Raw genomic sequence first — 21,393 nt, forward strand, 5'->3', positions numbered from 1 at the left:
AGCTTACGGGGCGGCGTCCGGGACCCTCTCGGCGAGCGCGCTACTTGTTCGGCAGCACCAGGTCCGTGGTCCACTCGTCCCCGAAGTCCGTGGTCTCGTACTCGCCGGCGTTCACGGTGTACATGCCCTGGAGCGGCAGCTTTTCGCCGGGCGCCGCGGACTGCAGCACGTCGCACAGGTCGGCCACCGTGGAGACGGGGGTGTCCTTGACGGTGGTGATCACGTCACCGTACTCGAGCTGGGCCTTGTCCGCCGGGGAGCCGGTGGCCCCGGCCTCCACGAACAGTCCGGACTTCTCCGCGTCCGCCAGGCGCTGCTGCGCCTCGGCGACATCCCGCTGATCCCGGGAATCCTGGAAATCGTCACTGAGGCCCGGGTCGTCCACGGAGCCGATCATCCACCCGGGATCGTCCTTCTTGTCCCCCGCGGCCAGCCCGTCCAGCATCGGACGCACGCGATCGCTGCTGATCGCTCAGTACTGCCCCCGCGCCTCGGGGTTCGTCAGCGTGTTCAGGCCCACCACCTTGGCGTCCGAGTCGAGGAGCGGGCCGCCCGAGTTTCCGGCGTTGACGGTGGCGGAGTGCTGGATGGTCGCCGGGCAGTGGGGAAGCGACGGCGAGGGGTCCGCGGGCACGTTCGGCGACTGAACGGTGCCTGAGGTGTGGACGGGCTTCTGCGTGGCCGGGTTCTCGAAGGACTCCGGGTAGCCGATCGCCAGTACGGCGACGTCCGCGCAGGGATCGTCGCCGAGCACGCGGACGGCGACGGGTACGGGGCCTTCCGACGGCGGGCGGCCCACCCCCACCTCCGGGCTCGCCCCGGAAATGATCGCTGTCTACTCCAGCCTATCTTCGCAAATCGCCCATGTACTGCTGGGAAGTTGAGGACATCCGGAGCCGAGCACCCGAGACCCGTCCAGTTCAGTCTGTACGTCCTGTACATTTTTGGCGAGAGAGCCCACCGGAGACGGCTCTGCCATGAGGAGGGGTACGTCATGACCCGACCGTCCGCCCGCTATGTCCTGCCCGAGTTCAGCGAACGCACCAGCACCGGGCACCGCACGCTCGACCCGTACTCGAAGCTGTTGCAGGAGCGGATCGTCTTCCTCGGCTCGCCGATCGACGACACCGCGGCCAACGACGTCATGGCGCAGTTCATGCACCTCGAGCACCACGCACCCGACCGGGACATCTCGCTGTACGTGAACTCCCCCGGCGGCTCGTTCAGCGCCATGACGGCGATCTACGACACCGTGCGGTACGTCAGCTGCGACGTGGAGACGGTCTGCCTGGGCCAGGCGGGTTCGTCCGCCGCGGTGTTGCTGGCCGCCGGCACGCCGGGCAAGCGGTTCGCGCTGCCGGGCGCACGGGTGGTGCTCCAGCAGCCGTCGCTGGCCGAGCCCGCACAGGGGCAGCCGAGCGATCTCATCATCCGGGCGGAGGAGTTGGCCCGGGTGCGCACCCTGATGGAAGGAATGCTCGTTCGCCACACGGGCCGCAGCCCGGAGCAGATCCACGCGGACCTCGAGCGGGACCTGGTGCTGGATGCACGGGGCGCGCTGGAGTACGGACTGGTGGACGGGATCATCCCCAGCCGCAAGGCCCCGCGCGCCACGGCCCCGGGCACGAGGTGAGCCGCCGATGCTGCCACCGGAGCTGCCGCCGCTGCCCGCGCTGACCCGGGCCGAGGGTGAGTTGATCGACCGTTATCTGGAGGCGGTAGACCTGCTGGGCCGGATCAATCCGGCGCAGCACGGCCACACCTACAGCGGACTGCGGGCCGCCCAGGCGCTGGTGCGCAAGGCGACAGAGCTGCGCGACGCGCTGGCGTTGATGCACCAGCGGGGCGAGACGGAGTTGCATGCGCCCACCCTGGCGCGGGCGCTTCGGGTACTGGACGGCGAGCGCCGGACCGCGCGCGTCACCGTGCCACCGGACGGCGCCGGTTGACGCTTGCACCTTCGGGACTGAGTCGAAACGACCCAAAGGACGTACCCACGTCCGGAGTAGCCGCGCCTCCTTTTTCAGGGCTCCCGAGCTTGCGCACATCGCCCGGCCGACGGGCCTCGGGAAGTGCTTTCGCCCTGGTCCGGGGGTGCGCGGCCGTCCCGGCAGCGACTCGAACGCAGGCCTGTCCACCCGAACGGGTGAGTGGTGAGTAACACCACAAATCCCCGGTTCCGTTGGGATTTTCGGACAGCTGTGGGCGAAGATCCCTGTCTGACGACAAGCCCCCGCCACAGCGGTGGGGCGGTCCGGGCGGACGCCGAGTCCTGCCGCCGCCTGGATGACCGGTCGACAGGAGTGGATCGGCAGGAGTGGAGGACCCAAGCAAGACGGGTCGCCGGAGCGGACGTTCGTTCGCCTCCGAACGGCCCTTGGGGTGAAGCCGCGGCAACGCGGCCGGGCAACTTCGCCAGCCCGAATCCGACAGGTCATCCTTCACAGGCGGCTGACGAAGGGTTGCGCATGACTGCGCTCAATCGTGTCCCGTCGCTCATGGCCCGGGCCGGTACTGCCTCGGCCTTCGCCATCGCCGCCGTCGGCGGCTCGATAGTCGTACCCGGTGTCGCCTCCGACGCCGCGGCCGCGGCTCCGGCGACGAAGGCACTGCAGGTCGCGGCGTCCAAGAAGGGCGCGCCGTACCAGTGGGGCGCCACCGGCCCCCGCAGGTTCGACTGCTCCGGTCTCACCTTGTACTCGTTCAAGAAGGCGGGCAAGAAGCTGCCGCGGACGGCCGCCCAGCAGTACAACAAGACGCATCACATCTCCGCCAAGAGCCGCAAGGCCGGTGACCTGGTCTTCTTCCATTCGGGCTCGAGCGTCTACCACGTCGGCATCTACGCCGGGAAGGGAAAGATCTGGCACGCCCCGAGGACCGGGGACGTGGTGAGGCTGCAGAAGATCTGGACGAAGAGCGTCTGGTACGGCCGGGTCAGCTGACCCGCGGCAGAGGGGGTGGGCGGTGCCTGGCGTGCCGTCACCCCCTCTGCTGGCGACCCGGGCTGACCCGAGGTCAGACGGCGACGGCCTCAGGAGCGGGCCGCCCTCGGAGCCGTCAGCGCCGGCCCCCTGAGCCGTGCGCCCTCCCGGCCGCCGCCGGCCGCTCCGCCGCCGATCAGCGTGGCGGCCCGTACCACCCGGCCCGGCACGGCGCGGAGACCCTGCCGGACAACCCCTACGGCTCCTGCTGGCCGGCCGGCGTCACCGGGCGGGCCGGAAGTGTCCACGGAAGCTCGATGAGGACCGTCTTGCCCCCCTCGCGCGTGGGGCGCACCCTGAGCCTGCCGCCGCACTCGGCCGTCAGCCAGCGGATGATGACCATGCCGCGGCCGTTGTCCTGCTGCACGGCGGCCGGGAGTCTCTTCGGGAAGCGGGGGTGGCTGTCGGTGACGCCGATGCGCAGATGTTCGTCACGGTCGAGCGCGAGGTCCACCGTGAAGGTGGGTGACTGCCCCAAAGTGTGCTGTACGGCGTTGGTGGCGAGTTCGGAGACGATGAGCCGGATGGTGTCGGCCACGTCCGTGTCCGCCGGAAGGCCCCACTCCGCCAGGGTGCCCACCACGTACGTGCGGGCGGCGTAGACCGAGGCGGGATCGCTCGGCAGAGTGACGGATGCTTCCAAATGGTCTGCCATGGCGACGTCGTCCCTTTCCCACGGGACCGCAGTCCGACAGGAGCGGATGGTTCGAGTACGGTCCCGGACTGGTGCTTCATCGCCAGACTGCCATCAGCGCGCCGGTCACGGGTGGGATCCACCAAGAAGTGCATATATCTGTCGCTCGAAGCGGTGAACTCTGCGACGGCACACCCTGTGCGGGCGGCACATAAGGAGTAATGGCGAGTAAGGAGTGGCCCATGCAGAACGGTCCCGCGGTGCGCCGCCGGAAACTGGGCGCCGAACTGCGCGCGCTGCGCACCGGTGCGGGCCTCACCAGTGGTGAGGCGGCCCGTCTGGTGGGCTGGCACCAGTCGAAGGTGAGCCGGATCGAGACGGGCGCCAGCGGAGTGAAACCGGCCGATGTGCGGTTACTCCTGGATGCCTACGGCGTGACCGACCGCCAACTGCGCGAGTTGCTCCTGGTGTTGGCGGGATCGCACGACGGCGGCGGCCGGCACCACTGGTGGCACGCCTACCGCGGGGTGCTGCCCCCCACCTACCGGGACTTCATCAGCCTGGAGTCGCAGGCGAGCGGGATGCGCACCCTGGAGACATCGGTGGTTCCGGGGCTGCTGCAGACGCCTGAGTACGCCCGTGCGGTCACCCGGGCGGCCGTGGGCGGGGGCGTCGACGACACCGAGGAGCGGCTGGACACGCTGGTGGAGGTGCGGCTGGCCAGGCAGGACGTGCTGCAGTCGGATCCGCCGCTGGAGCTCAGCGCCGTCCTGGACGAGGCGGTGCTGCGGCGGGAGGTCGGCGGGCCGGACGTGATGGCGCGGCAGCTCCACAGGCTCGTGGAGGCGGCGCATCTGCCTCAAGTCAGGCTCCAGGTGCTGCCGTTTGCCGCCGGGGCGCACATCGGTATCACCGGCCCTTTCGTTATCTTCTCATTTCCGAGCACTTCTGATCTGGATGTGGTTGTTCTGGACCACTTGACGAGTAGCCTCTACTTGGAACGGAAAGAAGACCTCCAGGCTTACTCAGAGGCCTTCAACACCCTTCAGATCCACGCCCTTTCACCCGAGGACTCGTTGGATTACATCGCCGGGATAGGTGACGGCTCGTAAGGAGGCACCATGTCTGCACTGCCTCGGAACGTACCTTCCAGTACCGATCTGCACGGTGTGCGGTGGCTGCGCAGCAGCTACAGCACCGGAGCGAACAACTGCGTGGAGACGGCCCGGCCGCACTCCGGTCCCTGGACCGGGCTGCTCGCCGTGCGCGACTCCAAGGACCCGGCCGGACCCGCGCTGCTCTTCTCCCCCGGGAGCTGGGCGGGGTTCGTCGCCGCGCTCCGGTGACCTCGCACTGACCCGTTTCCGCCCAGGCGGTGCACGACCGTGTCACGCCGACTCATGGTCGCGTAGCGCCGATCACTCGTACAGCGCGTTCGATCTCGGCCCCGGAGAGGTCCGCTCGCGCGGTCAGCCTGAGCCGTGAGATGCCGTCGGGCACGGAAGGAGGACGGAAGCAGCCCACGGCCAGGCCTGCCGCCCGGCAGTCGGCCGCCCAGCGCACGGCCTGCTCCGGGGACGGGGCACGCACGGAGACCACCGCGGCGTCCGGACGCACCGCCTCCAGACCCGCGGCGGTCAGGCGTGCGTGCAGTTCGGCGGCCACCGAACGTGCCCGCGCCGCCCGTTCCGGCTCCCGGCGCAGCAGTCGGAGGGCCGCCAGGGCCGCGCCCGCCGCGGCGGGGGCGAGGCCCGTGTCGAAAATGAACGTTCGTGCGGCATTGACCAGGTGGTCGATCACCCGGGCCGGGCCGAGCACGGCGCCGCCCTGGCTGCCCAGCGACTTGGACAGGGTGACCGTCACCACCACGTCGTCGGCGCCCGCGAGCCCCGCCGCGTACGGAGCGCCCCGGCCGCCCTCGCCCAGGACGCCCAGGCCGTGGGCGTCGTCCACGAGCAGCCCCGCGCCGTGCTCCCGGCACGCCTCGGCGAGCGCCGCCAGCGGTGCCGCGTCCCCGTCGACCGAGAACACCGTGTCGGAGACGACCACCGCGGGCCCCTCACGCGTGCCCAGCGCCTTGCGCACCGCGTCCGGGTCGGCGTGCCCCACGACCTGCGTGGCGCCCCGGGCCAGCCGGCAGCCGTCGATGAGGGAGGCGTGGTTGCCCGCGTCGGAGACGATCAGTGAGCCGTGCGGCGCCAGCGTGGTGACGGCGGCGAGGTTGGCGGCGTACCCGGAGGAGAACACCAGGGCCGCCTCGAAGCCGCAGAAGTCGGCCAGCTCGCGCTCCAGCTCGGTGTGCAGCTCGGTCGTGCCGGTGACCAGCCGGGACCCGGTGGAGCCGCCGCCCCAGGTCCGCGCCGCCGCCGCGGCCCCCTCGGTGACCTCGGGATGGCGGGCCAGGCCCAGGTAGTCGTTGCTCGCGAGGTCGAGGAGCGGTGAGTCGGCGACCCGGGGCCGCAGGCTCCGCACCAGTCCGGCGCGGCGGCGCTGCTCCGCCTGGTCGTCGATCCAGCCGAACGCCATGACTCCTCCGGGGATTTTGTAGGCAGTGGACAGACACTAGCCGGACGGCCAGTCGCCCAGGGTGTGGCAATACCCACACGGTGAACCGTCTCCGTTGTGCAAACTCTCCTTGGCCCCGGGCGGTCACGTAGGACAGGATCGGACCTCATGAACCTGCTGAACACGCTGGTGGACAAGGGGCTTCGGCGCGAGCTGCCGACCCGCGAGGAAGCACTCGCCGTACTGGCCACCTCCGACGACGACGTACTCGATGTGGTGGCCGCGGCCGGCAAGGTGCGCCGGCACTGGTTCGGCCGGCGCGTGAAACTCAACTATCTGGTCAACCTCAAGTCCGGCTTGTGCCCGGAGGACTGCTCCTACTGCTCACAGCGGCTCGGCTCCAAGGCCGACATCCTGAAGTACACCTGGCTCAAGCCCGACGAGGCCTCCGAGGCGGCGGCCGCGGGCCTGGCCGGAGGTGCCAAGCGGGTCTGTCTGGTGGCCAGCGGGCGCGGCCCGACGGACCGGGACGTGGACCGGGTGTCGGACACCATCAAGGCGATCAAGGAGCAGAACGAGGGCGTCGAGGTGTGCGCCTGCCTCGGCCTGCTCTCCGACGGCCAGGCCGAGCGGCTGCGCGAGGCGGGTGCGGACGCGTACAACCACAACCTCAACACCTCGGAGGGGACGTACGCGGACATCACGACCACGCACACGTACGCCGACCGGGTGGACACGGTGCAGAAGGCGCACGCCGCCGGTCTGTCCGCCTGCTCCGGGCTGATCGCGGGCATGGGCGAGTCGGACGAGGACCTGGTCGACGTGGTCTTCTCGCTGCGCGCGCTGGACCCGGACTCCGTTCCGGTGAACTTCCTGATCCCGTTCGAGGGCACCCCGCTCGCCAAGGAATGGCACCTCACCCCGCAGCGCTGCCTGCGCATCCTGGCCATGGTCCGGTTCGTCTGCCCGGACGTCGAGGTGCGCATCGCGGGCGGTCGCGAGGTGCATCTGCGCAGCATGCAGCCGCTGGCCCTGCACCTGGCCAACTCGATCTTCCTCGGCGACTACCTCACCAGTGAGGGCCAGGCGGGCAAGGCCGACCTGGAGATGATCGCGGACGCCGGGTTCGAGGTCGAGGGGGCCGGCCAGGTGACGCTGCCGGAGCACCGGGCATCGGCCGGGGGCGGCTGCGGGTCACACGCGGAGGCGGGCTGCGGCTCGCACGCGGCGGACGCCGGTTGCGGCTCCCACGAGGGCGGCGGAATCTGCGGTACCGCTTCGGTCCCCCAGACGGGCGAGGCACGTACCGACCTCGTCGCCGTACGCCGCCGGGGTGCCGGCACGGACCTCGCGCCCAATGCCTGACCGGCCCGGCCTGAGCGTGCCGGAGCTGCTGGAGCTGGACAGGCGGCACGTGTGGCATCCGTACGGCCCGATGCCCGGGCGTGCCGAACCGCTCGTCGTGGAGTCGGCGAGCGGGGTCCGGCTCCGGCTCGCCGACGGCTCGGGCGAGCTGGTGGACGGCATGTCGTCGTGGTGGTCGGCGATCCACGGCTACAACCACCCGGTCCTGAACGAGGCCGCGCGAGAGCAGATCGGGCGGATGAGCCACGTGATGTTCGGCGGGCTCACCCATGAGCCCGCCGTACGCCTCGCGAAGCTCCTTGTCGACATGTCGCCCGAGGGGCTCGAGCACGTCTTCCTGACCGACTCCGGGTCGGTGTCGGTCGAGGTCGCGGTCAAGATGTGCCTGCAGTACTGGCGTTCGCTCGGCCGCCCGGAGAAGAGCCGCCTGCTGACCTGGCGGGGCGGCTACCACGGCGACACCTGGCAGCCGATGTCCGTGTGCGATCCCGTGGGCGGGATGCACGGACTGTGGAGCGGGGTGCTCCCGCGCCAGCTGTTCGCCGACGCGCCGCCCGTGGAGTACGAGGACGCGTACGCCGACCACCTGCACGACCTGATCGAACGGCACGCCGGTGAACTGGCCGCCGTGATCGTGGAGCCGGTGGTGCAGGGCGCGGGCGGGATGCGGTTCCACTCCCCCGCCTATCTGCGCACTCTGCGCGAGGCGTGCGACGCGCACGACGTGCTGCTGGTGTTCGACGAGATCGCGACCGGATTCGGGCGTACTGGTGCGCTGTTCGCGGCGGACCACGCGGCCGTCACGCCGGACGTGATGTGCGTCGGCAAGGCCATGACCGGCGGTTACCTGACGATGGCCGCGACGCTGTGCACCGCGCGCGTGGCCGACGGCATCTCTCGGGGCGAGGTGCCGGTCCTGGCCCACGGGCCGACGTTCATGGGCAATCCGCTCGCGGCGGCCGTCGCCTGCGCCTCCATCGAGCTGCTGCTCGGTCAGGACTGGCGTACGGAGGTCAAGCGGATCGAGGCGGGCCTGCGGGACGGGCTCGCTCCGGCCGCCGAGCTGCCGGGCGTGCGGGACGTACGGGTCCTGGGCGCCATCGGGGTCGTCCAGCTCGACCACGAAGTGGACATGGCGGCGGCCACCGGGGCCGCCGTGCGCGAGGGCGTCTGGGTGCGCCCGTTCCGCGACCTGATCTACACGATGCCGCCGTACGTCACCTCGGACGCGGACGTGGCACGGATCGCGCGCGCGGTGTGCGCGGCGGCGCGGGAGGGATGAGATGCCGGTACTGGTGATCACGGGAACGGGTACGGAGGTCGGCAAGACGGTCACGACCGCCGCCGTCGCCGCCGCCGCGTTGGCGTCCGGGCGGTCGGTGGCCGTACTGAAGGCCGCGCAGACGGGCGTGGGGCCCGACGAGCGCGGGGACGCCGACGAGGTCGTGCGGCTCGCGGGGGCCGTGACGGCCGGCGAACTGGCCCGCTATCCCGAGCCGTTGGCACCGGGGACGGCGGCGCGGCGGGCGGGCATGGCGCCGGTGCATCCGCACGAGGTGGCCGAGGCCGCCGCCAAGCTGGCCACCGAGCACGAACTGGTGCTGGTGGAGGGGGCGGGCGGGCTGCTCGTGCGGTTCGACGCGGCGGGCGGGACGCTGGCGGACGCGGCCGGGCTGCTGAACGCGCCCGTGCTGCTGGTCGCCTCGGCCGGGCTGGGCACGCTGAACACGACCGAGCTGACGGCGCGGGAACTGCGCGCCCGGGAGACCGAGTTGCTGGGCGTGGTGATCGGCTCCTGGCCCGACGCCCCCGATCTGGCCTGCCGTTGCAACCTCGCGGACCTGCCGGAGGTGGCCGGCGCCCCGCTGCTCGGCGCGCTGCCCGCCGGGGCCGGTGCGCTGCCGCCCGCGGACTTCCGTACCGCGGCTCCGGGTTGGCTGGCGCCGCGCCTGGCCGGGACGTGGGACGCGGAGGCCTTCCGGGTCCGCAACACACCCTGAGGCCCTCAAGCCGTCCGCGTCTGCCGGCAGCCGCACCAGTCGCTGAGAGCGAGGCGGCCGGCGGTCTCGCGGTTGGTCACGTCGGCGGCGGCCGTGCGGGCGATCACCGGGCCCGGGGGCGCGCGAGGGCGCGGGCGTGCTCCCGGCAGGCCTCCTCGTGGCCGGTGACCGCCGCGCGTACGGCTGGTCCCCGTCGAACGCCGCGACCGCCCGGCACCTGGCCACCGAGTCGGGACGGGGCCGGCGAAGACCGGCGCCTCGAAGCTCGACCTCGTGACGACTTCGTGTCGGTCGCCGGCGTGAACCACGGCACCTCCGTCGCCTTCCTGTGCGGATGGCTGTACACGTCCCGCACGCAGATGCAGGGTGGGACGGGCCCGTACGGGGCACCATCCCCGTAGGCCCGTCCACTCCGGGAGGTCGCCATGCGGCTACGGTCCACCGGCTCAGGCAAGGTGGCGCGGGACCCCGTCCACCACCCGCTCTTCGCCCGCTGCTACGCCCGGGTCAGCGCGCGCGCCGAGACCAGGCTCGGGATGGCCGGGGTGCGGGCCAGGCTGCTCGCCGGGCTGTCCGGGCGGGTGATCGAGATCGGCGCGGGCAACGGCCTGAACTTCGCGCACTGTCCCGGCGCGGTCTCGGAGGTGGTCGCGATCGAACCGGAGCGTGTGCTGAGGCAGTTGGCGGTGCGGGCCGCCCTGCGCGCGGAGGTGCCGGTGGACGTGGTGCCGGGCGTGGCGGAGGCGCTGCCGGTCAAGAGCGAGGCCTTCGACGCGGCCGTGCTGTCGCTGGTGCTGTGCAGCGTACGGGACGTGCCGCGCGCGCTGGGCGAGGTGCGGCGGGTGCTGCGGCCCGGCGGGGAGGTGCGGTTCTTCGAGCACGGCCGGGGCGGCGGCCGGGCGATGACCCTCACCCAGCGCACCCTGGACCGGACCGTGTGGCCGGTGCTGAGCGGCGGCTGCCATCTGTCCCGAGAGCCGGTCGCCGCGCTGCGGGAGGCAGGGTTCGAGCTGGGCCCGTACCGCGAGGTGTGGCTGCCGGAGAAGGGGCCGAGGCTGCCCACCTCCTACTGCGTGCTGGGCACGGCCTGGCGGCCCGGGGAGCGGTGAGGGCGGCTGACGGACCGGGTCCCGCGGCGGCCGGATCTCCTCCCCGGGGTGGAGAGTGCCCCTTACACCGGCATGGGGAACCCGACCTGAGGCGGAGACGCGCTGGAACCCAGGGGGGATACCGGGTGTGCGCCCCGTCACACTACGCTCGGCCGGGACGCGGAGTCACGACGTCCAGGCGATCGAGGAGGCGGCCTTGTCCACACCTGCTGCGCAGCACGCGCCCGGCCGGGCGCCCGGTGACGGGATCGCGACCCGCGCCCGGGGACTGACCAAGGCGTACGGCTCGGGCGAGACCACGGTGCTCGCCCTGGACTCGGTGGACGTGGACATCGCACGCGGCCGGTTCACCGCGGTCATGGGGCCCTCGGGCTCGGGGAAGTCCACCCTGATGCACTGCCTGGCCGGGCTCGACACGGTGTCGGCCGGTCAGGTGTGGCTCGGCGGCACCGAGATCACGGGGCTGAAGGAACGCGAGCTGACCCGGCTGCGGCGGGACCGGATCGGCTTCATGTTCCAGTCGTTCAACCTCATCCCGACGCTGAACGCGGCCGAGAACATCACCCTGCCCATGGACATCGCGGGCAAGAAGCCCGACGAGAAGTGGCTGGACCAGGTCATCGACACGCTCGGGCTGCGGGGGCGGCTGAAGCACCGGCCCGCACAGCTGTCCGGCGGACAGCAGCAGCGCGTCGCCTGCGCCCGGGCGCTGGCCTCCCGGCCGGAGCTGATCTTCGCCGACGAGCCGACCGGCAACCTCGACTCGCGGGCCGGTCTTGAGGTCCTCGGGTTCCTGCGCGGCGCCGTCGACGATCTCGGGCAGACCGTGGTCATGGTGACTCACGACCCGGGCGCCGCTGCCCACTCCGACCTGGTGCTCTTCCTCGCCGACGGGCGGATCGTGGACGAGATGGAGCAGCCCACGGCGGAGGCGGTGCTGGAACGCATGAAGCGCTTCGACGTCACGCGCGGCCCGTTCGACCGCGACAGCGCGCCCGAGGAGGGCTGACCCGGTGCTCAAGGCGACACTCCGCAGCTTCCTCGCCCACAAGGGACGGCTGCTGCTGTCCGCGCTGGCCGTCGTCCTGTCCGTGGCGTTTGTCGCGGGCAGCCTGATCTTCTCCGACACGGTCACCCGCACCTTCGACCGGCTCTTCGCCTCCACCTCCGCCGATGTGACGGTGGAGCCGAAGCAGGACCTGAAGCCGTCCGTGCCGACCGGCGCGGTCCAGACCGTGCCCGCCGCGCTCGCGGAGAAGGCCGCGAAGGCCGAGGGGGTCGCGGCGACCCACGCCGACGTGTCCGTGCAGAACATCGTGGTGGTCGACAGCCGCAACAAGTCCGTCGGCCCGACCACCGGCGCCCCGACCATCGCCACCGACTGGTACCTCACCCACCGCAGCCCGGTGAAGCTGACCTCCGGTCACGCCCCGCACGGTGCGGGTGAGGCGCTGCTGGACGCGGACACCGCCGACAAGAAGCACGTACGGATCGGCGACACGCTGACCGTGCAGGCGGCTCCGGGCACGTTCCGGGTGAAGGTCGTCGGCATCGCCACGTTCACCACCACCAACCCGGGCGCGGCCCTGGTCTTCCTCGACCCCGCGGTCGCCGCCCGCGAGCTGCTCGGCTCCGCCGACCGGGCCACCAGCATCTCGGTGGACGCGGCGAAGGGCGTGAGCGACGCCCAGCTCAAGGTCCGTGTCCGCGAGGCGATCGGCACCGGTGCCTACGACCTGAAGACCTCCGACGAACAGGCCAAGTCGGCCGCCGCCGACCTCGGCGGCTTCCTCGACGTGATCAAGTACGTGATGCTCGGCTTCGCCGGGATCGCCGTGCTGGTCGGCGTCTTCCTGATCGTCAACACCTTCTCCATGCTGATCGCCCAGCGCACCCGCGAACTGGGCCTGTTGCGGGCGCTGGGCGCCGACCGGCGGCAGGTGCGGCGGTCCGTTCTCACCGAGGCGGTGCTGCTCGGCCTGGTCGGCTCGACGCTGGGCCTGGCGGCCGGGATCGGGCTGGCGTTCGGGCTGATCAAGCTGATGTCCGCGTTCGGCATGAACCTCAAGGCCACGGAGATGGTCATCGGCTGGCCGACGCCCGTCTCGGCGTACGTCGTCGGTGTCGGCGTCACCTTCGTCGCCGCGTACCTGCCCGCCCGGCGCGCGGCGGGCGTCTCGCCGATGGCGGCGCTCGCGGACGCCGAGATCGCCGGGGTGGGGCGTCCGCTGAAGACCCGCGCGATCGTCGGCGGCGTCGTCGGGGCGGCCGGCGTGGCCGCGCTGGCGGGCTGCGCGGTGGCGACGAAGACCGCCTCGGCGGCCTCCCTGCTGGGTCTCGGCGTCGTCCTGACCCTGGTCGCCACCGTCATCGCCGGGCCGCTGCTGGTCCGGCCGGTGATCCGGGTCCTGGGCGGCGCCTTCCCCGCGCTGTTCGGCTCGATCGGCCGGATGAGCCAGCGCAACGCCCTGCGCAACCCCCGCCGTACCGGCGCCACCGCCGCCGCGCTCATGGTGGGGCTGGCCCTGGTCGGCGGGATGTCGGTGGCCAGCGCCTCCATGTCCCGGTCGTTCGACCAGCAGATCGACAAGACGCTCGGCGCCGACTTCACCGTCCAGAACGGCAACTTCCTGCCCTTCACCAAGGAGATCACCGACAGGGTCCGCGCCACCGAGGGCGTGCGTCTCGTCGTCCGGCAGCGGTTCGCTCCGGTGGCGGTACGGCTGCCGGACGGCAAGCGGGTCAAGACGACCGCCTCCGGGTACGACCCGCAGGTGGACGACGTCGCCCACGTCACGTACAAGGGCGGCGACAGCACGGCGGCACTGGCGGACGGTCACCTCGGCATGGACGTGGGCTTCGCCAGGGACCACGACGTGCGTCTGGGCAGCACGATCCCGGTGGAGTTCCCGGGCGGCCGGACCACCGAGATGACCGTGGGCGCCCTCACCGACCAGGGCGGCTCGGGATTCGGCATGCAGGGCGGGCTGTTCTTCGGCATCGCCACGGCGCAGAAGTACGTGCCCGGCGGCCAGGACGCGGCGCTGTACGTCGACAAGGCACCCGGCACCAGCGCCGACCAGCTGCGCTCGCGCCTGGAGAAGACGCTCAAGCCCTACCCCCAGGTGCAGGTCCGCGACCAGGCCGACTACAAGAAGCTGGTCCACGACCAGATCGCGGTGCTGCTCTACCTCGTGTACGCGCTGCTCGGGCTCGCGATCGTGATCGCGGTGCTCGGCGTGGTCAACACGCTCGCCCTGTCGGTCGTGGAGCGCACCCGGGAGATCGGCCTGCTGCGCGCGATCGGGCTGGCGCGGCGGCAGCTGCGCCGGATGATCCGGCTGGAGTCGGTGGTGATCGCGGTGTTCGGCGCGGTCCTGGGGCTCGCCCTGGGCCTGGTGTGGGGCGTGTGCACCCAGCAGGTGCTGGCCCTGCAGGGCATGACCGCGCTGGCGATTCCGTGGGGCACGATCGTCGCGGTCGTGGTCGGCTCGGCGGTGGTGGGCGTGGTGGCGGCCCTGCTGCCCGCGTTGCGTGCATCCCGCATGAATGTGCTGGCGGCCATCGCGCACGAGTGATGGAATCCCGGCGAAGTCTCAAGTCGCCCTATACGGTTCTTGCCGAGTCGTGGAGGGACAAGCCGTCGGAGCCGGCCGAGGTCGTTCAGGGTGCCAACTCCTTCTGATGGGAGGGACTGGCAAAGGCGTCGCCATTGCGCTCCCGGAACAAGCACAGGGCTGTGGGGTGTTCACGAGCGCACGATGCCGTCCGATTCGCTCCCGCCGCCCTCACGGCGCTCTGCAAGGCTCATGACCAGCACGCACCGCCGATGTTGGCCGGGCTCCCGGCTCCGGCAGGCAGCTCCCGCGCCGACGTCGTGTCGCTCATGGCAGCACTTCTCGGTGACGACCGGGAAGGCCTGGTATCGGCACTCGACCGGCTGGCCGCCTGGCTGCCCAGCGTTGCCGAGAAGGCCGCAGGCCCGAACGTGGATCTTCAGAATCCGGGACTGGCCATCCTTCCAGTGCTCGTCCTCGAAGACGTGGGGCCATCGATCACAGCGGGGGCGTGATCCGATCGTGTGTCACCAGACCGTCGCCTGGTCCGACCGCTCCCGCTACCCCGTGCCCCTGCACGCGGCGAAACAGCTGCACCTCGGCCACCCCCGATACCGGCGGTCGGCGCCGCCCGAGCAACGGGGAGACGAAGCCGCCGGCGAGCAACCGCGGGACGCATGCCGTCGGCAGGGCCAGGAGGAGCTGCCCCTCCTCCTGGCCCTGCCGATGACGGTGAGCAGCCCGCGATGTCCACCCTCGGCACGGAAACCGTTCGCCAGGCAGACCGGCGCTTTGCTTGGCTCACCCCATGAGCGATCTTCACATCCGCTGCGCCACCCTCTCGGACATCGACACCGTGCTGCGGTTCTGGCGCGACGCCGCGGAAGGAACGAGCATCAGCGACGACCACGACGGAGTGGCCCGACTCATCACACGAGACCCCGAAGCCCTGCTCCTCGCAGAGCGCGACGGCATTCTCACCGGGACCGTCATAGCCGGCTTCGACGGATGGCGATGCTCCGCCTACCGACTGGCCGTACACCCCGACCACCGTCGGCGAGGCATCGCCACCGCCCTGCTGGAAGCCGCAGAACAACGCTTCGCCGCCCTGGGCGGGCGACGCGTCGACGCCATGGTCCTGGAAGCCAACGAACAGGCCCACCACGCGTGGGCCGCCAGTGGCTACCATCGCGAGGACCACTGGCGACGCTGGGTCAAGCCCCTGTAGACACGGTCAGCCGCATGTTTGGGAGCAACCAGGATTCGACCGCTGGCGCTGCCATCTGTACCGGCCGGCGGTGCGCCCTCAGCGGCGGCGGCAGGGCATCGGCTCGGCGCTGCCGGCCGCCACCGAGGAGCGGTTCGTCCGGCTCGGCGGGCGGCGCGGGGACGCGGTGGTGCTGATGCGCAACGAGACCGCGCACCATGCCTCGCGCGCGGCCGGGTATGCGCCGGAGGAGCAGTGGCGGCGCTGGGTGAAGCCGCTCGTCGCCGACTGCGCTCGTCGCCGACTGAGGGGACCCACCGCACTTCTTTGCCCATTCTTTACCCTTGGAGGATCACTCGGTCCGCCATGAAAGGTGTGAGCGTCCGCCCATGGGCGAGCCTCCCGGTCAGCGACATCGCGCGCCGCTTCCTGCCCTGTCCGACCATGGGAAGGAGGTGACCCGATGACCGAAGTGCTCCTCCTGCTGGTGGCGATCCTGCTCTCGTTCGCCTGCGGTGCCTTCGTCGCGGCAGAGTTCTCGCTGACCACGGTCGAGCGGGGCGAGCTGGAGCGGGCCGCCCTGCGCGGCGAGCGCGGGGCGCCGGGCGCCCTGAAGGCCGTGCGGAACCTGACGTTCCAGCTCTCCGGGGCGCAACTCGGCATCACGGTCACCAACCTGGTGGTCGGCATGCTCGCCGAGCCGTCGATCGCCAGGCTGCTCGCCGGTCCGCTCGAGGCGCTGGGCATCTCGCGGACCGCGGCGGGCTCGGTCGCGCTGGTGCTGGGTACGGCCCTGTCGACGGTGTTCCTGATGGTGGTCGGTGAGTTGGTGCCCAAGAACTGGGCGATCTCCTCACCGCTGGCCATGGCGAAACGGGTCGGCAATCCGCAGCGCTGGTTCAGCGCCGCGTTCCGCCCCTTCATCACGCACCTCAACAACACGGCGAACCGCGTCGTACGACGCCTCGGTGTGGAACCCGCGGAGGAGCTGGCCTCCGCGCGCGGACCGCAGGAACTGGCGGCGCTGGCCCGGCACTCCGCCAGGGAGGGCGCCCTGGAGGAGGACACCGCCGAACTGTTCGTCCGCACGCTGAACCTCGCCGACCTCACCGCGGAGAACGTGATGACGCCCCGCGTCCAGGTCGTCGCCCTCGACGTCCAGGCGACCTGCGCGGACGTGGCCAACGCGACCCGGGCGACCGGGCTGTCCCGGTTCCCCGTCTACCGCGACAGCCTCGACTCGGTCGTCGGGATCGCCCACATCAAGGACGTCCTGGCCGTGCCCGGGGAGCAGCGGCCCCGCCGGTCCGTCGCGCAGGTGATGCGCGAGCCGCTGCTGGTCCCCGAGACGCTCACCGTCGACCGGCTCCTGGACCGGCTCTCCGGCAAGCGCACCATGGCCGTCGTCATCGACGAGTACGGGGGCACGGCGGGCGTCGCGACCCTGGAGGACATCGTCGAGGAGGTCGTCGGCGAGGTGCGCGACGAGCACGACCCGCACGAGACGCCCGACCTCGCCCCGGCCGGCGCCGACGAGGCGGGCTGCGCCCTGTACTCGGCGGACGGCGCCGCCCGCATCGACCAGCTCACGCGCGTGGGGCTGAGGGCGCCCGAAGGACCGTACGAGACGCTGGCCGGGCTCGTGGCGGCGCGGCTGGGCCGTATCCCCTCGGTCGGCGACAGCGTGGCCGTCGAGGGGTGGCGCCTGGACGTGGTGGACGCCTCGGGCCACCGGGCCGCCCGGGTGCTGCTGCACGCGCCGCTCGACGACGACCAGAGGGAGGGTGCGCGGTGACGGCCGTCCAGCTGCTGATCGGTCTGGCGACACTCGTCGTCAACGCCTTCTTCGTCGGCGCCGAGTTCGCGCTGATCTCCGTGCGCCGCAGCCAGATCGAACCGCACGCGGATGCGGGTGACCGGCGCGCGAAGAGCGTGCTGTGGGGCCTGGAGCACGTGTCCGCGCTGCTCGCGGCCGCGCAGCTCGGGATCACGCTGTGCACGCTGGTCCTCGGTGTGGTCGCGGAACCGGCGATCGCGCACCTGCTGGAGCCGGTGTTCCACACGCTGGGCGTGTCCAAGAGCGCGGGCCACGCCGTGTCCTTCGTGATCGCGCTGGCCCTGGCCACGTATCTGCACATGCTGCTCGGTGAGATGGTGCCGAAGAACATCGCCCTCGCCGAACCGGTGCACAGCGCGCTGCTGCTGGGCCCGCCGCTGGTCGCGCTGTCCCGGGCACTGCGTCCGGTGATCTTCACGGTCAACGCCTTCGCGAACGCGCTGCTCAAACTGCTCCGGGTCGAGGCCAGGAACGAGGTCTCGGCCACCTTCTCGGACGCCGAACTGGCCGAGATCGTCAAGGACGCCGGCGAGGCCGGCCTCATCGACGACCGCGCGCAGGAGCGGCTGCACGACGCGCTGGAGCTCGGCAGCCGCCCCGTGCGGGACGTCGTGGTCCCGCTGGAACGCGTGGTGTACGCGCGCGTGGGCGTCACCCCCGAGCAACTGGAGCGGCTGTCGGCCCAGTCCGGGTTCTCCCGCTTCCCGGTGGTCGACGAGGGGCGCCGGATCGTCGGCTACCTGCACGTGAAGGACGCGCTCGACGCCTCCCCCCGGGACGTGCCGTTCCGGCTCCGGGACATGCGGCCCATCGCCCGGGTACGCGAGATCACCCCCCTGGACGACGTCCTCACCGCGATGCGGGGCAGTCGTACGCATGTGGCGGCCGTCCTGGGGACGGACGGGCGGCTGGCGGGGCTGGTGACGATGGAGGACGTGCTGCGGGAGCTGTTCGGACAGCCTGCGTGAGGGGGTCTGGCCGACAGGGGGCGGGGACTGGCCGCGCGGGCCGGGCCGGCTGGGCGGGGCGGGTCGGCCGGGCGGGCCGGGTCGGCCGGGCGGGCCGGGTCGGCCGGGACTGATCGGCCGCCCCGCGGCTCATCGGCCCACCGAGGCGACCAGGGCGACCGACCGGTGGGTATGGAGCCGGGATAGCATCTCTGTCGCCATGCACATGAACGCCACGCCCCCTCCCGCACACACCAGCCTCGTCTCCGTCGGCGACTCCTTCACCGAAGGCATGTCGGACCTGCTGCCCGACGGCTCCTACCGGGGCTGGGCCGACCTCCTCGCCGCGCGGATGGCCGCCCGCACACCCGGCTTCCGGTACGCCAACCTCGCGGTGCGCGGCAAGCTGATCGGGCAGATCGTCGAGGAGCAGGTGCCGGTGGCGGCCGCGATGGGGGCCGACGTGATCACGCTGGTCGGCGGGCTGAACGACACGCTGCGGCCCAAGTGCGACATGGTGCGGGTGCGGGATCTGCTGACGGAGGCCGTGGAGCGGCTGGCGCCGTCGTGCAAGCAGCTGGTGCTGATGCGCAGCCCCGGCCGGCAGGGCCCGGTCCTCGAACGGTTCCGGCCGCGCATGGAGGAGCTGTTCGCCTGCGTCGACGAGCTCGCCGCACGGCACGGCGCGCTGGTGGTCGACCTGTACGGGGCGCCCTCGCTGGCCGACCCCCGGCTGTGGGACGTGGACCGGCTGCACCTGACCGCGGAGGGGCACCGCCGGGTCGCGGAGGCGGTCTGGCAGACGCTCGGCCACGAGCCCGAGGACACCGAGTGGCACACGCCGATGCCGCCGACCGTGCCGCCGGGGTGGGTCGCCCGGCGGGTCGCGGACGTGCGGTTCGCCCGGCGGCACCTGCTGCCGTGGATAGGGCGGCGGCTGACCGGCCGGTCCTCCGGAGACGGACTCCCGCCGAAGCGACCCGAGCTGCTGCCGTACGAGGGGCCTGCGGCGTAACGTCCGTTCCCGGAGGACGCGGGCCACGTCGGCCGCGGAGGAGCCGCAGCTGAGGGAGCTGGCGCCGGGACTGCGCGGCAGGACGCCGGCCTGCTGGTGCGCACCCGAGCCGGGCCACGCGGACGTACGGGCGGAGCCGGCCGAGAGCGGTGAGGCGGACGACGTGACGCCGGTCTCGTAGCTTCCGCCGAACCGGCCCGTGGCGTTGGCCTGCACGAATCGCCAGTAGAATCCGTACACGTGACTTCTGCGCCCGCCAAGCCCCGCATTCCGAACGTCCTCGCCGGACGCTACGCCTCCGCCGAGCTCGCCACGCTCTGGTCGCCCGAGCAGAAGGTGAAACTGGAGCGGCAGCTCTGGCTCGCCGTGCTCCGGGCCCAGAAGGACCTCGGGATCGAGGTCCCCGACGCGGCGATCGCCGACTACGAGCGCGTCCTCGACCAGGTCGACCTGGCCTCGATCGCCGAACGTGAGAAGGTCACACGGCACGACGTGAAGGCACGGATCGAGGAGTTCAACGACCTCGCCGGGCACGAGCACGTACACAAGGGCATGACCTCCCGCGACCTGACGGAGAACGTCGAGCAGCTGCAGATCCGGCTCTCGCTGGAGCTGATGCGCGACCGCACGGTGGCTGTCCTGGCCCGCCTGGCCAAGCTGGCCGCCGAGTACGGCGAGCTGGTCATGGCCGGCCGCTCCCACAACGTGGCCGCCCAGGCCACCACCCTCGGCAAGCGCTTCGCGACCGCCGCCGACGAGCTGCTCGTGGCGTACGGCAGGGTCGAGGAGCTCCTCACCCGCTACCCGCTGCGCGGCATCAAGGGCCCGGTGGGCACCGCGCAGGACATGCTGGACCTGCTCGGCGGGGATACCGCCAAGCTCGCGGAGCTGGAGCAGCGGATCGCCCGGCACCTGGGCTTCTCGCAGGCCTTCACCTCGGTCGGCCAGGTCTACCCGCGCTCGCTGGACTACGAGGTCGTGACCGCGCTCGTGCAGCTGGCCGCCGCGCCGTCCTCGCTGGCCAGGACGATCCGGCTGATGGCCGGGCACGAGCTGGTGACCGAGGGCTTCAAGCCCGGCCAGGTCGGCTCCTCCGCGATGCCGCACAAGATGAACACGCGCTCCTGCGAGCGCGTCAACGGCCTGATGGTCATCCTGCGCGGCTACGCCTCGATGACCGGCGAGCTGGCGGGCGACCAGTGGAACGAGGGCGATGTGTCCTGCTCGGTGGTGCGCCGGGTCGCGCTGCCGGACGCGTTCTTCGCCCTGGACGGCCTGCTGGAGACCTTCCTGACGGTCCTCGACGAGTTCGGCGCGTTCCCGGCGGTGATCGCCCGTGAGCTGGACCGCTACCTGCCGTTCCTCGCCACGACCAAGGTCCTGATGGGCGCGGTCCGGGCCGGTGTCGGCCGCGAGGTCGCCCACGAGGCCATCAAGGAGAACGCCGTCGCCACCGCGCTGGCGATGCGCGAGCAGGGCGCCGAGCGCAACGACCTGCTGGACAAGCTCGCCGGCGACGAGCGTCTCCCGCTCGACCGTGCGCGGCTGGGGGCGCTGATGGCGGACAAGCTGTCCTTCACCGGCGCGGCGGCCGACCAGGTCGGCGCCGTCGTCGGCCGGATCGAGGAGATCGTCAAGCGACACCCGGAGGCCGCGGGCTACACCCCGGGAGCGATCCTCTGACCCGCTTCACCCAGGCGGAGCTGGAGGCCGCCCGCGAGCGTCTGGTGCCGGACGTGGTCGCGGACGGCCTCCACGTCCTGTTCTGCGGCATCAACCCGGGTCTGATGACGGCGGCCACCGGCCACCACTTCGCGCGGCCCGGCAACCGCTTCTGGCCCGTGCTGCACCTGTCCGGGTTCACCCCGAGGCTGCTGAAGCCGTCGGAGCAGCGGGAGTTGCTGTCGTACGGGCTGGGCATCACGAACGTCGTGGCGCGGGCGACGGCCGGGGCCGACGAGCTGACCGACGAGGAGTACGTGGAGGGCGGGCGGCTGCTGGCGGCGAAGGTGACGCGGCTGCGGCCGCGGTGGCTGGCCGTGGTGGGGGTGACCGCCTACCGGGCCGCGTTCGGTGACCGCACGGCCCGGGTGGGGCCGCAGGAGCGGCTGATCGGGGACACGCGCGTGTGGGTGCTGCCCAACCCGAGCGGCCTGAACGCCCATTGGACGGCGGCGACGATGGCCGAGGAGTTCGCACGGCTGCGGGAGGCTGCGCAGGCTTAACGGGTCGCGCC

Annotated in this window: 23 protein-coding genes, 1 pseudogene and 1 riboswitch; of the genes and pseudogenes, 20 read left to right on the forward strand and 4 right to left on the reverse strand. The window is 71.9% G+C overall.

The features are described 5' to 3' along the window. Positions 1 to 40: 40 nt before the first annotated feature. Both ACIBBH_RS24970 and ACIBBH_RS24975 read right to left on the reverse strand, forming a co-directional pair. On the reverse strand, positions 41 to 445 hold the full coding sequence (locus tag ACIBBH_RS24970; RefSeq protein ID WP_399408321.1) for a PDZ domain-containing protein: 405 nt from the start codon (positions 443 to 445) through the stop codon (positions 41 to 43). 27 nt (positions 446 to 472) lie between these two features. Then, complete coding sequence (locus ACIBBH_RS24975) at positions 473 to 799, reverse strand: trypsin-like peptidase domain-containing protein (protein ID WP_399408109.1); 327 nt, start codon at positions 797 to 799, stop codon at positions 473 to 475. A 195-nt stretch (positions 800 to 994) separates the two neighbouring features. Between ACIBBH_RS24975 and ACIBBH_RS24980 the strand changes: the two genes are divergently transcribed. The 3 genes from ACIBBH_RS24980 (at position 995) to ACIBBH_RS24990 (ending at position 2,942) form a co-directional block, all read left to right on the forward strand. After that, a complete protein-coding gene (locus tag ACIBBH_RS24980) occupies positions 995 to 1,633 on the forward strand; it encodes an ATP-dependent Clp protease proteolytic subunit (protein WP_399408111.1) in 639 nt (212 codons plus the stop codon). A gap of 7 nt (positions 1,634 to 1,640) precedes the next feature. Beyond that, positions 1,641 to 1,949 carry a hypothetical protein gene (locus ACIBBH_RS24985; RefSeq protein WP_399408113.1) on the forward strand — a complete coding sequence of 103 codons (309 nt, stop codon included), beginning with the start codon at positions 1,641 to 1,643 and terminating at the stop codon, positions 1,947 to 1,949. A gap of 304 nt (positions 1,950 to 2,253) precedes the next feature. Then, a riboswitch (cyclic di-AMP (ydaO/yuaA leader) is annotated at positions 2,254 to 2,465 on the forward strand. Positions 2,466 to 2,468: 3 nt separating this feature from the next. Further along, entirely contained in the window at positions 2,469 to 2,942 is a 474-nt protein-coding gene (locus ACIBBH_RS24990; RefSeq protein WP_399408115.1) for a C40 family peptidase, read from the forward strand. A gap of 235 nt (positions 2,943 to 3,177) precedes the next feature. Here the strand turns inward: ACIBBH_RS24990 and ACIBBH_RS24995 are convergent, their stop codons facing one another. Then, positions 3,178 to 3,636, reverse strand: a complete 459-nt coding sequence (locus tag ACIBBH_RS24995; RefSeq protein ID WP_399408117.1) for an ATP-binding protein — start codon at positions 3,634 to 3,636, stop codon at positions 3,178 to 3,180. Between the two features lie 221 nt (positions 3,637 to 3,857). On the opposite strand from ACIBBH_RS24995, the gene ACIBBH_RS25000 reads away from it, so the two are divergent. Together ACIBBH_RS25000 and ACIBBH_RS25005 are read left to right on the forward strand one after the other, a co-directional pair. Then, a complete protein-coding gene (locus ACIBBH_RS25000) occupies positions 3,858 to 4,727 on the forward strand; it encodes a helix-turn-helix domain-containing protein (protein ID WP_399408119.1) in 870 nt (289 codons plus the stop codon). Between the two features lie 9 nt (positions 4,728 to 4,736). Continuing rightward, positions 4,737 to 4,961 carry a DUF397 domain-containing protein gene (locus ACIBBH_RS25005; protein ID WP_399408121.1) on the forward strand — a complete coding sequence of 75 codons (225 nt, stop codon included), beginning with the start codon at positions 4,737 to 4,739 and terminating at the stop codon, positions 4,959 to 4,961. A 52-nt stretch (positions 4,962 to 5,013) separates the two neighbouring features. Here the strand turns inward: ACIBBH_RS25005 and ACIBBH_RS25010 are convergent, their stop codons facing one another. Further along, positions 5,014 to 6,141, reverse strand: a complete 1,128-nt coding sequence (locus ACIBBH_RS25010) for an 8-amino-7-oxononanoate synthase (RefSeq protein WP_399408123.1) — start codon at positions 6,139 to 6,141, stop codon at positions 5,014 to 5,016. Between the two features lie 147 nt (positions 6,142 to 6,288). Here ACIBBH_RS25010 and bioB point away from each other — a divergent pair, with 147 nt between their 5' ends. From bioB to mug, 15 genes and pseudogenes are all read left to right on the forward strand, one after another. Then, positions 6,289 to 7,485 carry a biotin synthase BioB gene (gene bioB / locus ACIBBH_RS25015; RefSeq protein WP_399408125.1) on the forward strand — a complete coding sequence of 399 codons (1,197 nt, stop codon included), beginning with the start codon at positions 6,289 to 6,291 and terminating at the stop codon, positions 7,483 to 7,485. Further along, the gene (locus tag ACIBBH_RS25020) at positions 7,478 to 8,767 is read left to right on the forward strand and encodes an adenosylmethionine--8-amino-7-oxononanoate transaminase (protein ID WP_399408127.1); all 1,290 of its coding nucleotides are present in this window, start codon (positions 7,478 to 7,480) and stop codon (positions 8,765 to 8,767) included. Before bioB ends, ACIBBH_RS25020 begins: the two co-directional genes overlap by 8 nt. 1 nt (position 8,768) lies before the next feature. Further along, a complete protein-coding gene (gene bioD / locus ACIBBH_RS25025; RefSeq protein ID WP_399408129.1) occupies positions 8,769 to 9,485 on the forward strand; it encodes a dethiobiotin synthase in 717 nt (238 codons plus the stop codon). Between the two features lie 425 nt (positions 9,486 to 9,910). Then, positions 9,911 to 10,594, forward strand: coding sequence for a class I SAM-dependent methyltransferase (locus tag ACIBBH_RS25030; protein WP_399408131.1), 684 nt, complete (start codon positions 9,911 to 9,913; stop codon positions 10,592 to 10,594). A gap of 196 nt (positions 10,595 to 10,790) precedes the next feature. Continuing rightward, positions 10,791 to 11,603 (forward strand): ABC transporter ATP-binding protein, encoded by an 813-nt coding sequence (locus tag ACIBBH_RS25035; protein ID WP_399408133.1) that lies wholly within the window; start codon positions 10,791 to 10,793, stop codon positions 11,601 to 11,603. A gap of 4 nt (positions 11,604 to 11,607) precedes the next feature. After that, a complete protein-coding gene (locus tag ACIBBH_RS25040; protein WP_399408135.1) occupies positions 11,608 to 14,172 on the forward strand; it encodes an ABC transporter permease in 2,565 nt (854 codons plus the stop codon). A gap of 308 nt (positions 14,173 to 14,480) precedes the next feature. Continuing rightward, complete coding sequence (locus ACIBBH_RS25045) at positions 14,481 to 14,666, forward strand: hypothetical protein (RefSeq protein WP_399408137.1); 186 nt, start codon at positions 14,481 to 14,483, stop codon at positions 14,664 to 14,666. A 293-nt stretch (positions 14,667 to 14,959) separates the two neighbouring features. After that, a complete protein-coding gene (locus tag ACIBBH_RS25050) occupies positions 14,960 to 15,379 on the forward strand; it encodes a GNAT family N-acetyltransferase (RefSeq protein WP_399408139.1) in 420 nt (139 codons plus the stop codon). Between the two features lie 76 nt (positions 15,380 to 15,455). Continuing rightward, positions 15,456 to 15,638: pseudogene (locus ACIBBH_RS25055) on the forward strand (GNAT family N-acetyltransferase); the annotation flags it as partial. 183 nt (positions 15,639 to 15,821) lie between these two features. Then, on the forward strand, positions 15,822 to 17,153 hold the full coding sequence (locus ACIBBH_RS25060) for a hemolysin family protein (RefSeq protein ID WP_399408141.1): 1,332 nt from the start codon (positions 15,822 to 15,824) through the stop codon (positions 17,151 to 17,153). After that, the gene (locus ACIBBH_RS25065) at positions 17,150 to 18,163 is read left to right on the forward strand and encodes a hemolysin family protein (RefSeq protein WP_399408143.1); all 1,014 of its coding nucleotides are present in this window, start codon (positions 17,150 to 17,152) and stop codon (positions 18,161 to 18,163) included. The genes ACIBBH_RS25060 and ACIBBH_RS25065 overlap by 4 nt, the downstream gene beginning before the upstream one ends. A 199-nt stretch (positions 18,164 to 18,362) precedes the next feature. Next, positions 18,363 to 19,157 carry an SGNH/GDSL hydrolase family protein gene (locus tag ACIBBH_RS25070; RefSeq protein WP_399408145.1) on the forward strand — a complete coding sequence of 265 codons (795 nt, stop codon included), beginning with the start codon at positions 18,363 to 18,365 and terminating at the stop codon, positions 19,155 to 19,157. Beyond that, positions 19,147 to 19,338: a DUF4326 domain-containing protein gene (locus tag ACIBBH_RS25075; RefSeq protein ID WP_399408323.1), complete on the forward strand. Its 192-nt coding sequence runs from the start codon at positions 19,147 to 19,149 to the stop codon at positions 19,336 to 19,338. Before ACIBBH_RS25070 ends, ACIBBH_RS25075 begins: the two co-directional genes overlap by 11 nt. Positions 19,339 to 19,397: 59 nt before the next feature. Further along, on the forward strand, positions 19,398 to 20,840 hold the full coding sequence (purB, locus tag ACIBBH_RS25080; protein ID WP_399408147.1) for an adenylosuccinate lyase: 1,443 nt from the start codon (positions 19,398 to 19,400) through the stop codon (positions 20,838 to 20,840). Further along, positions 20,837 to 21,382: a G/U mismatch-specific DNA glycosylase gene (mug, locus tag ACIBBH_RS25085; protein WP_399408325.1), complete on the forward strand. Its 546-nt coding sequence runs from the start codon at positions 20,837 to 20,839 to the stop codon at positions 21,380 to 21,382. Before purB ends, mug begins: the two co-directional genes overlap by 4 nt. Positions 21,383 to 21,393 lie beyond the last annotated feature (11 nt).

The organism is Streptomyces sp. NPDC051636, assembly GCF_044453765.1.
Classification (GTDB): domain Bacteria; phylum Actinomycetota; class Actinomycetes; order Streptomycetales; family Streptomycetaceae; genus Streptomyces.

What these genes read in the sequence shown, in the direction of transcription:
- ACIBBH_RS24970 (WP_399408321.1), bottom strand. Translation starts at nt 445, where the DNA reads ATGCTGGACGGGCTGGCCGCGGGGGACAAGAAGGACGATCCCGGGTGG.
- ACIBBH_RS24980 (WP_399408111.1), top strand. Translation starts at nt 995, where the DNA reads ATGACCCGACCGTCCGCCCGCTATGTCCTGCCCGAGTTCAGCGAACGC.
- ACIBBH_RS24985 (WP_399408113.1), top strand. Translation starts at nt 1,641, where the DNA reads ATGCTGCCACCGGAGCTGCCGCCGCTGCCCGCGCTGACCCGGGCCGAG.
- ACIBBH_RS24990 (WP_399408115.1), top strand. Translation starts at nt 2,469, where the DNA reads ATGACTGCGCTCAATCGTGTCCCGTCGCTCATGGCCCGGGCCGGTACT.
- ACIBBH_RS24995 (WP_399408117.1), bottom strand. Translation starts at nt 3,636, where the DNA reads ATGGCAGACCATTTGGAAGCATCCGTCACTCTGCCGAGCGATCCCGCC.
- ACIBBH_RS25000 (WP_399408119.1), top strand. Translation starts at nt 3,858, where the DNA reads ATGCAGAACGGTCCCGCGGTGCGCCGCCGGAAACTGGGCGCCGAACTG.
- ACIBBH_RS25005 (WP_399408121.1), top strand. Translation starts at nt 4,737, where the DNA reads ATGTCTGCACTGCCTCGGAACGTACCTTCCAGTACCGATCTGCACGGT.
- ACIBBH_RS25010 (WP_399408123.1), bottom strand. Translation starts at nt 6,141, where the DNA reads ATGGCGTTCGGCTGGATCGACGACCAGGCGGAGCAGCGCCGCCGCGCC.
- bioB (WP_399408125.1), top strand. Translation starts at nt 6,289, where the DNA reads ATGAACCTGCTGAACACGCTGGTGGACAAGGGGCTTCGGCGCGAGCTG.
- ACIBBH_RS25020 (WP_399408127.1), top strand. Translation starts at nt 7,478, where the DNA reads ATGCCTGACCGGCCCGGCCTGAGCGTGCCGGAGCTGCTGGAGCTGGAC.
- bioD (WP_399408129.1), top strand. Translation starts at nt 8,769, where the DNA reads ATGCCGGTACTGGTGATCACGGGAACGGGTACGGAGGTCGGCAAGACG.
- ACIBBH_RS25030 (WP_399408131.1), top strand. Translation starts at nt 9,911, where the DNA reads ATGCGGCTACGGTCCACCGGCTCAGGCAAGGTGGCGCGGGACCCCGTC.
- ACIBBH_RS25045 (WP_399408137.1), top strand. Translation starts at nt 14,481, where the DNA reads ATGGCAGCACTTCTCGGTGACGACCGGGAAGGCCTGGTATCGGCACTC.
- ACIBBH_RS25050 (WP_399408139.1), top strand. Translation starts at nt 14,960, where the DNA reads ATGAGCGATCTTCACATCCGCTGCGCCACCCTCTCGGACATCGACACC.
- ACIBBH_RS25060 (WP_399408141.1), top strand. Translation starts at nt 15,822, where the DNA reads ATGACCGAAGTGCTCCTCCTGCTGGTGGCGATCCTGCTCTCGTTCGCC.
- ACIBBH_RS25070 (WP_399408145.1), top strand. Translation starts at nt 18,363, where the DNA reads ATGCACATGAACGCCACGCCCCCTCCCGCACACACCAGCCTCGTCTCC.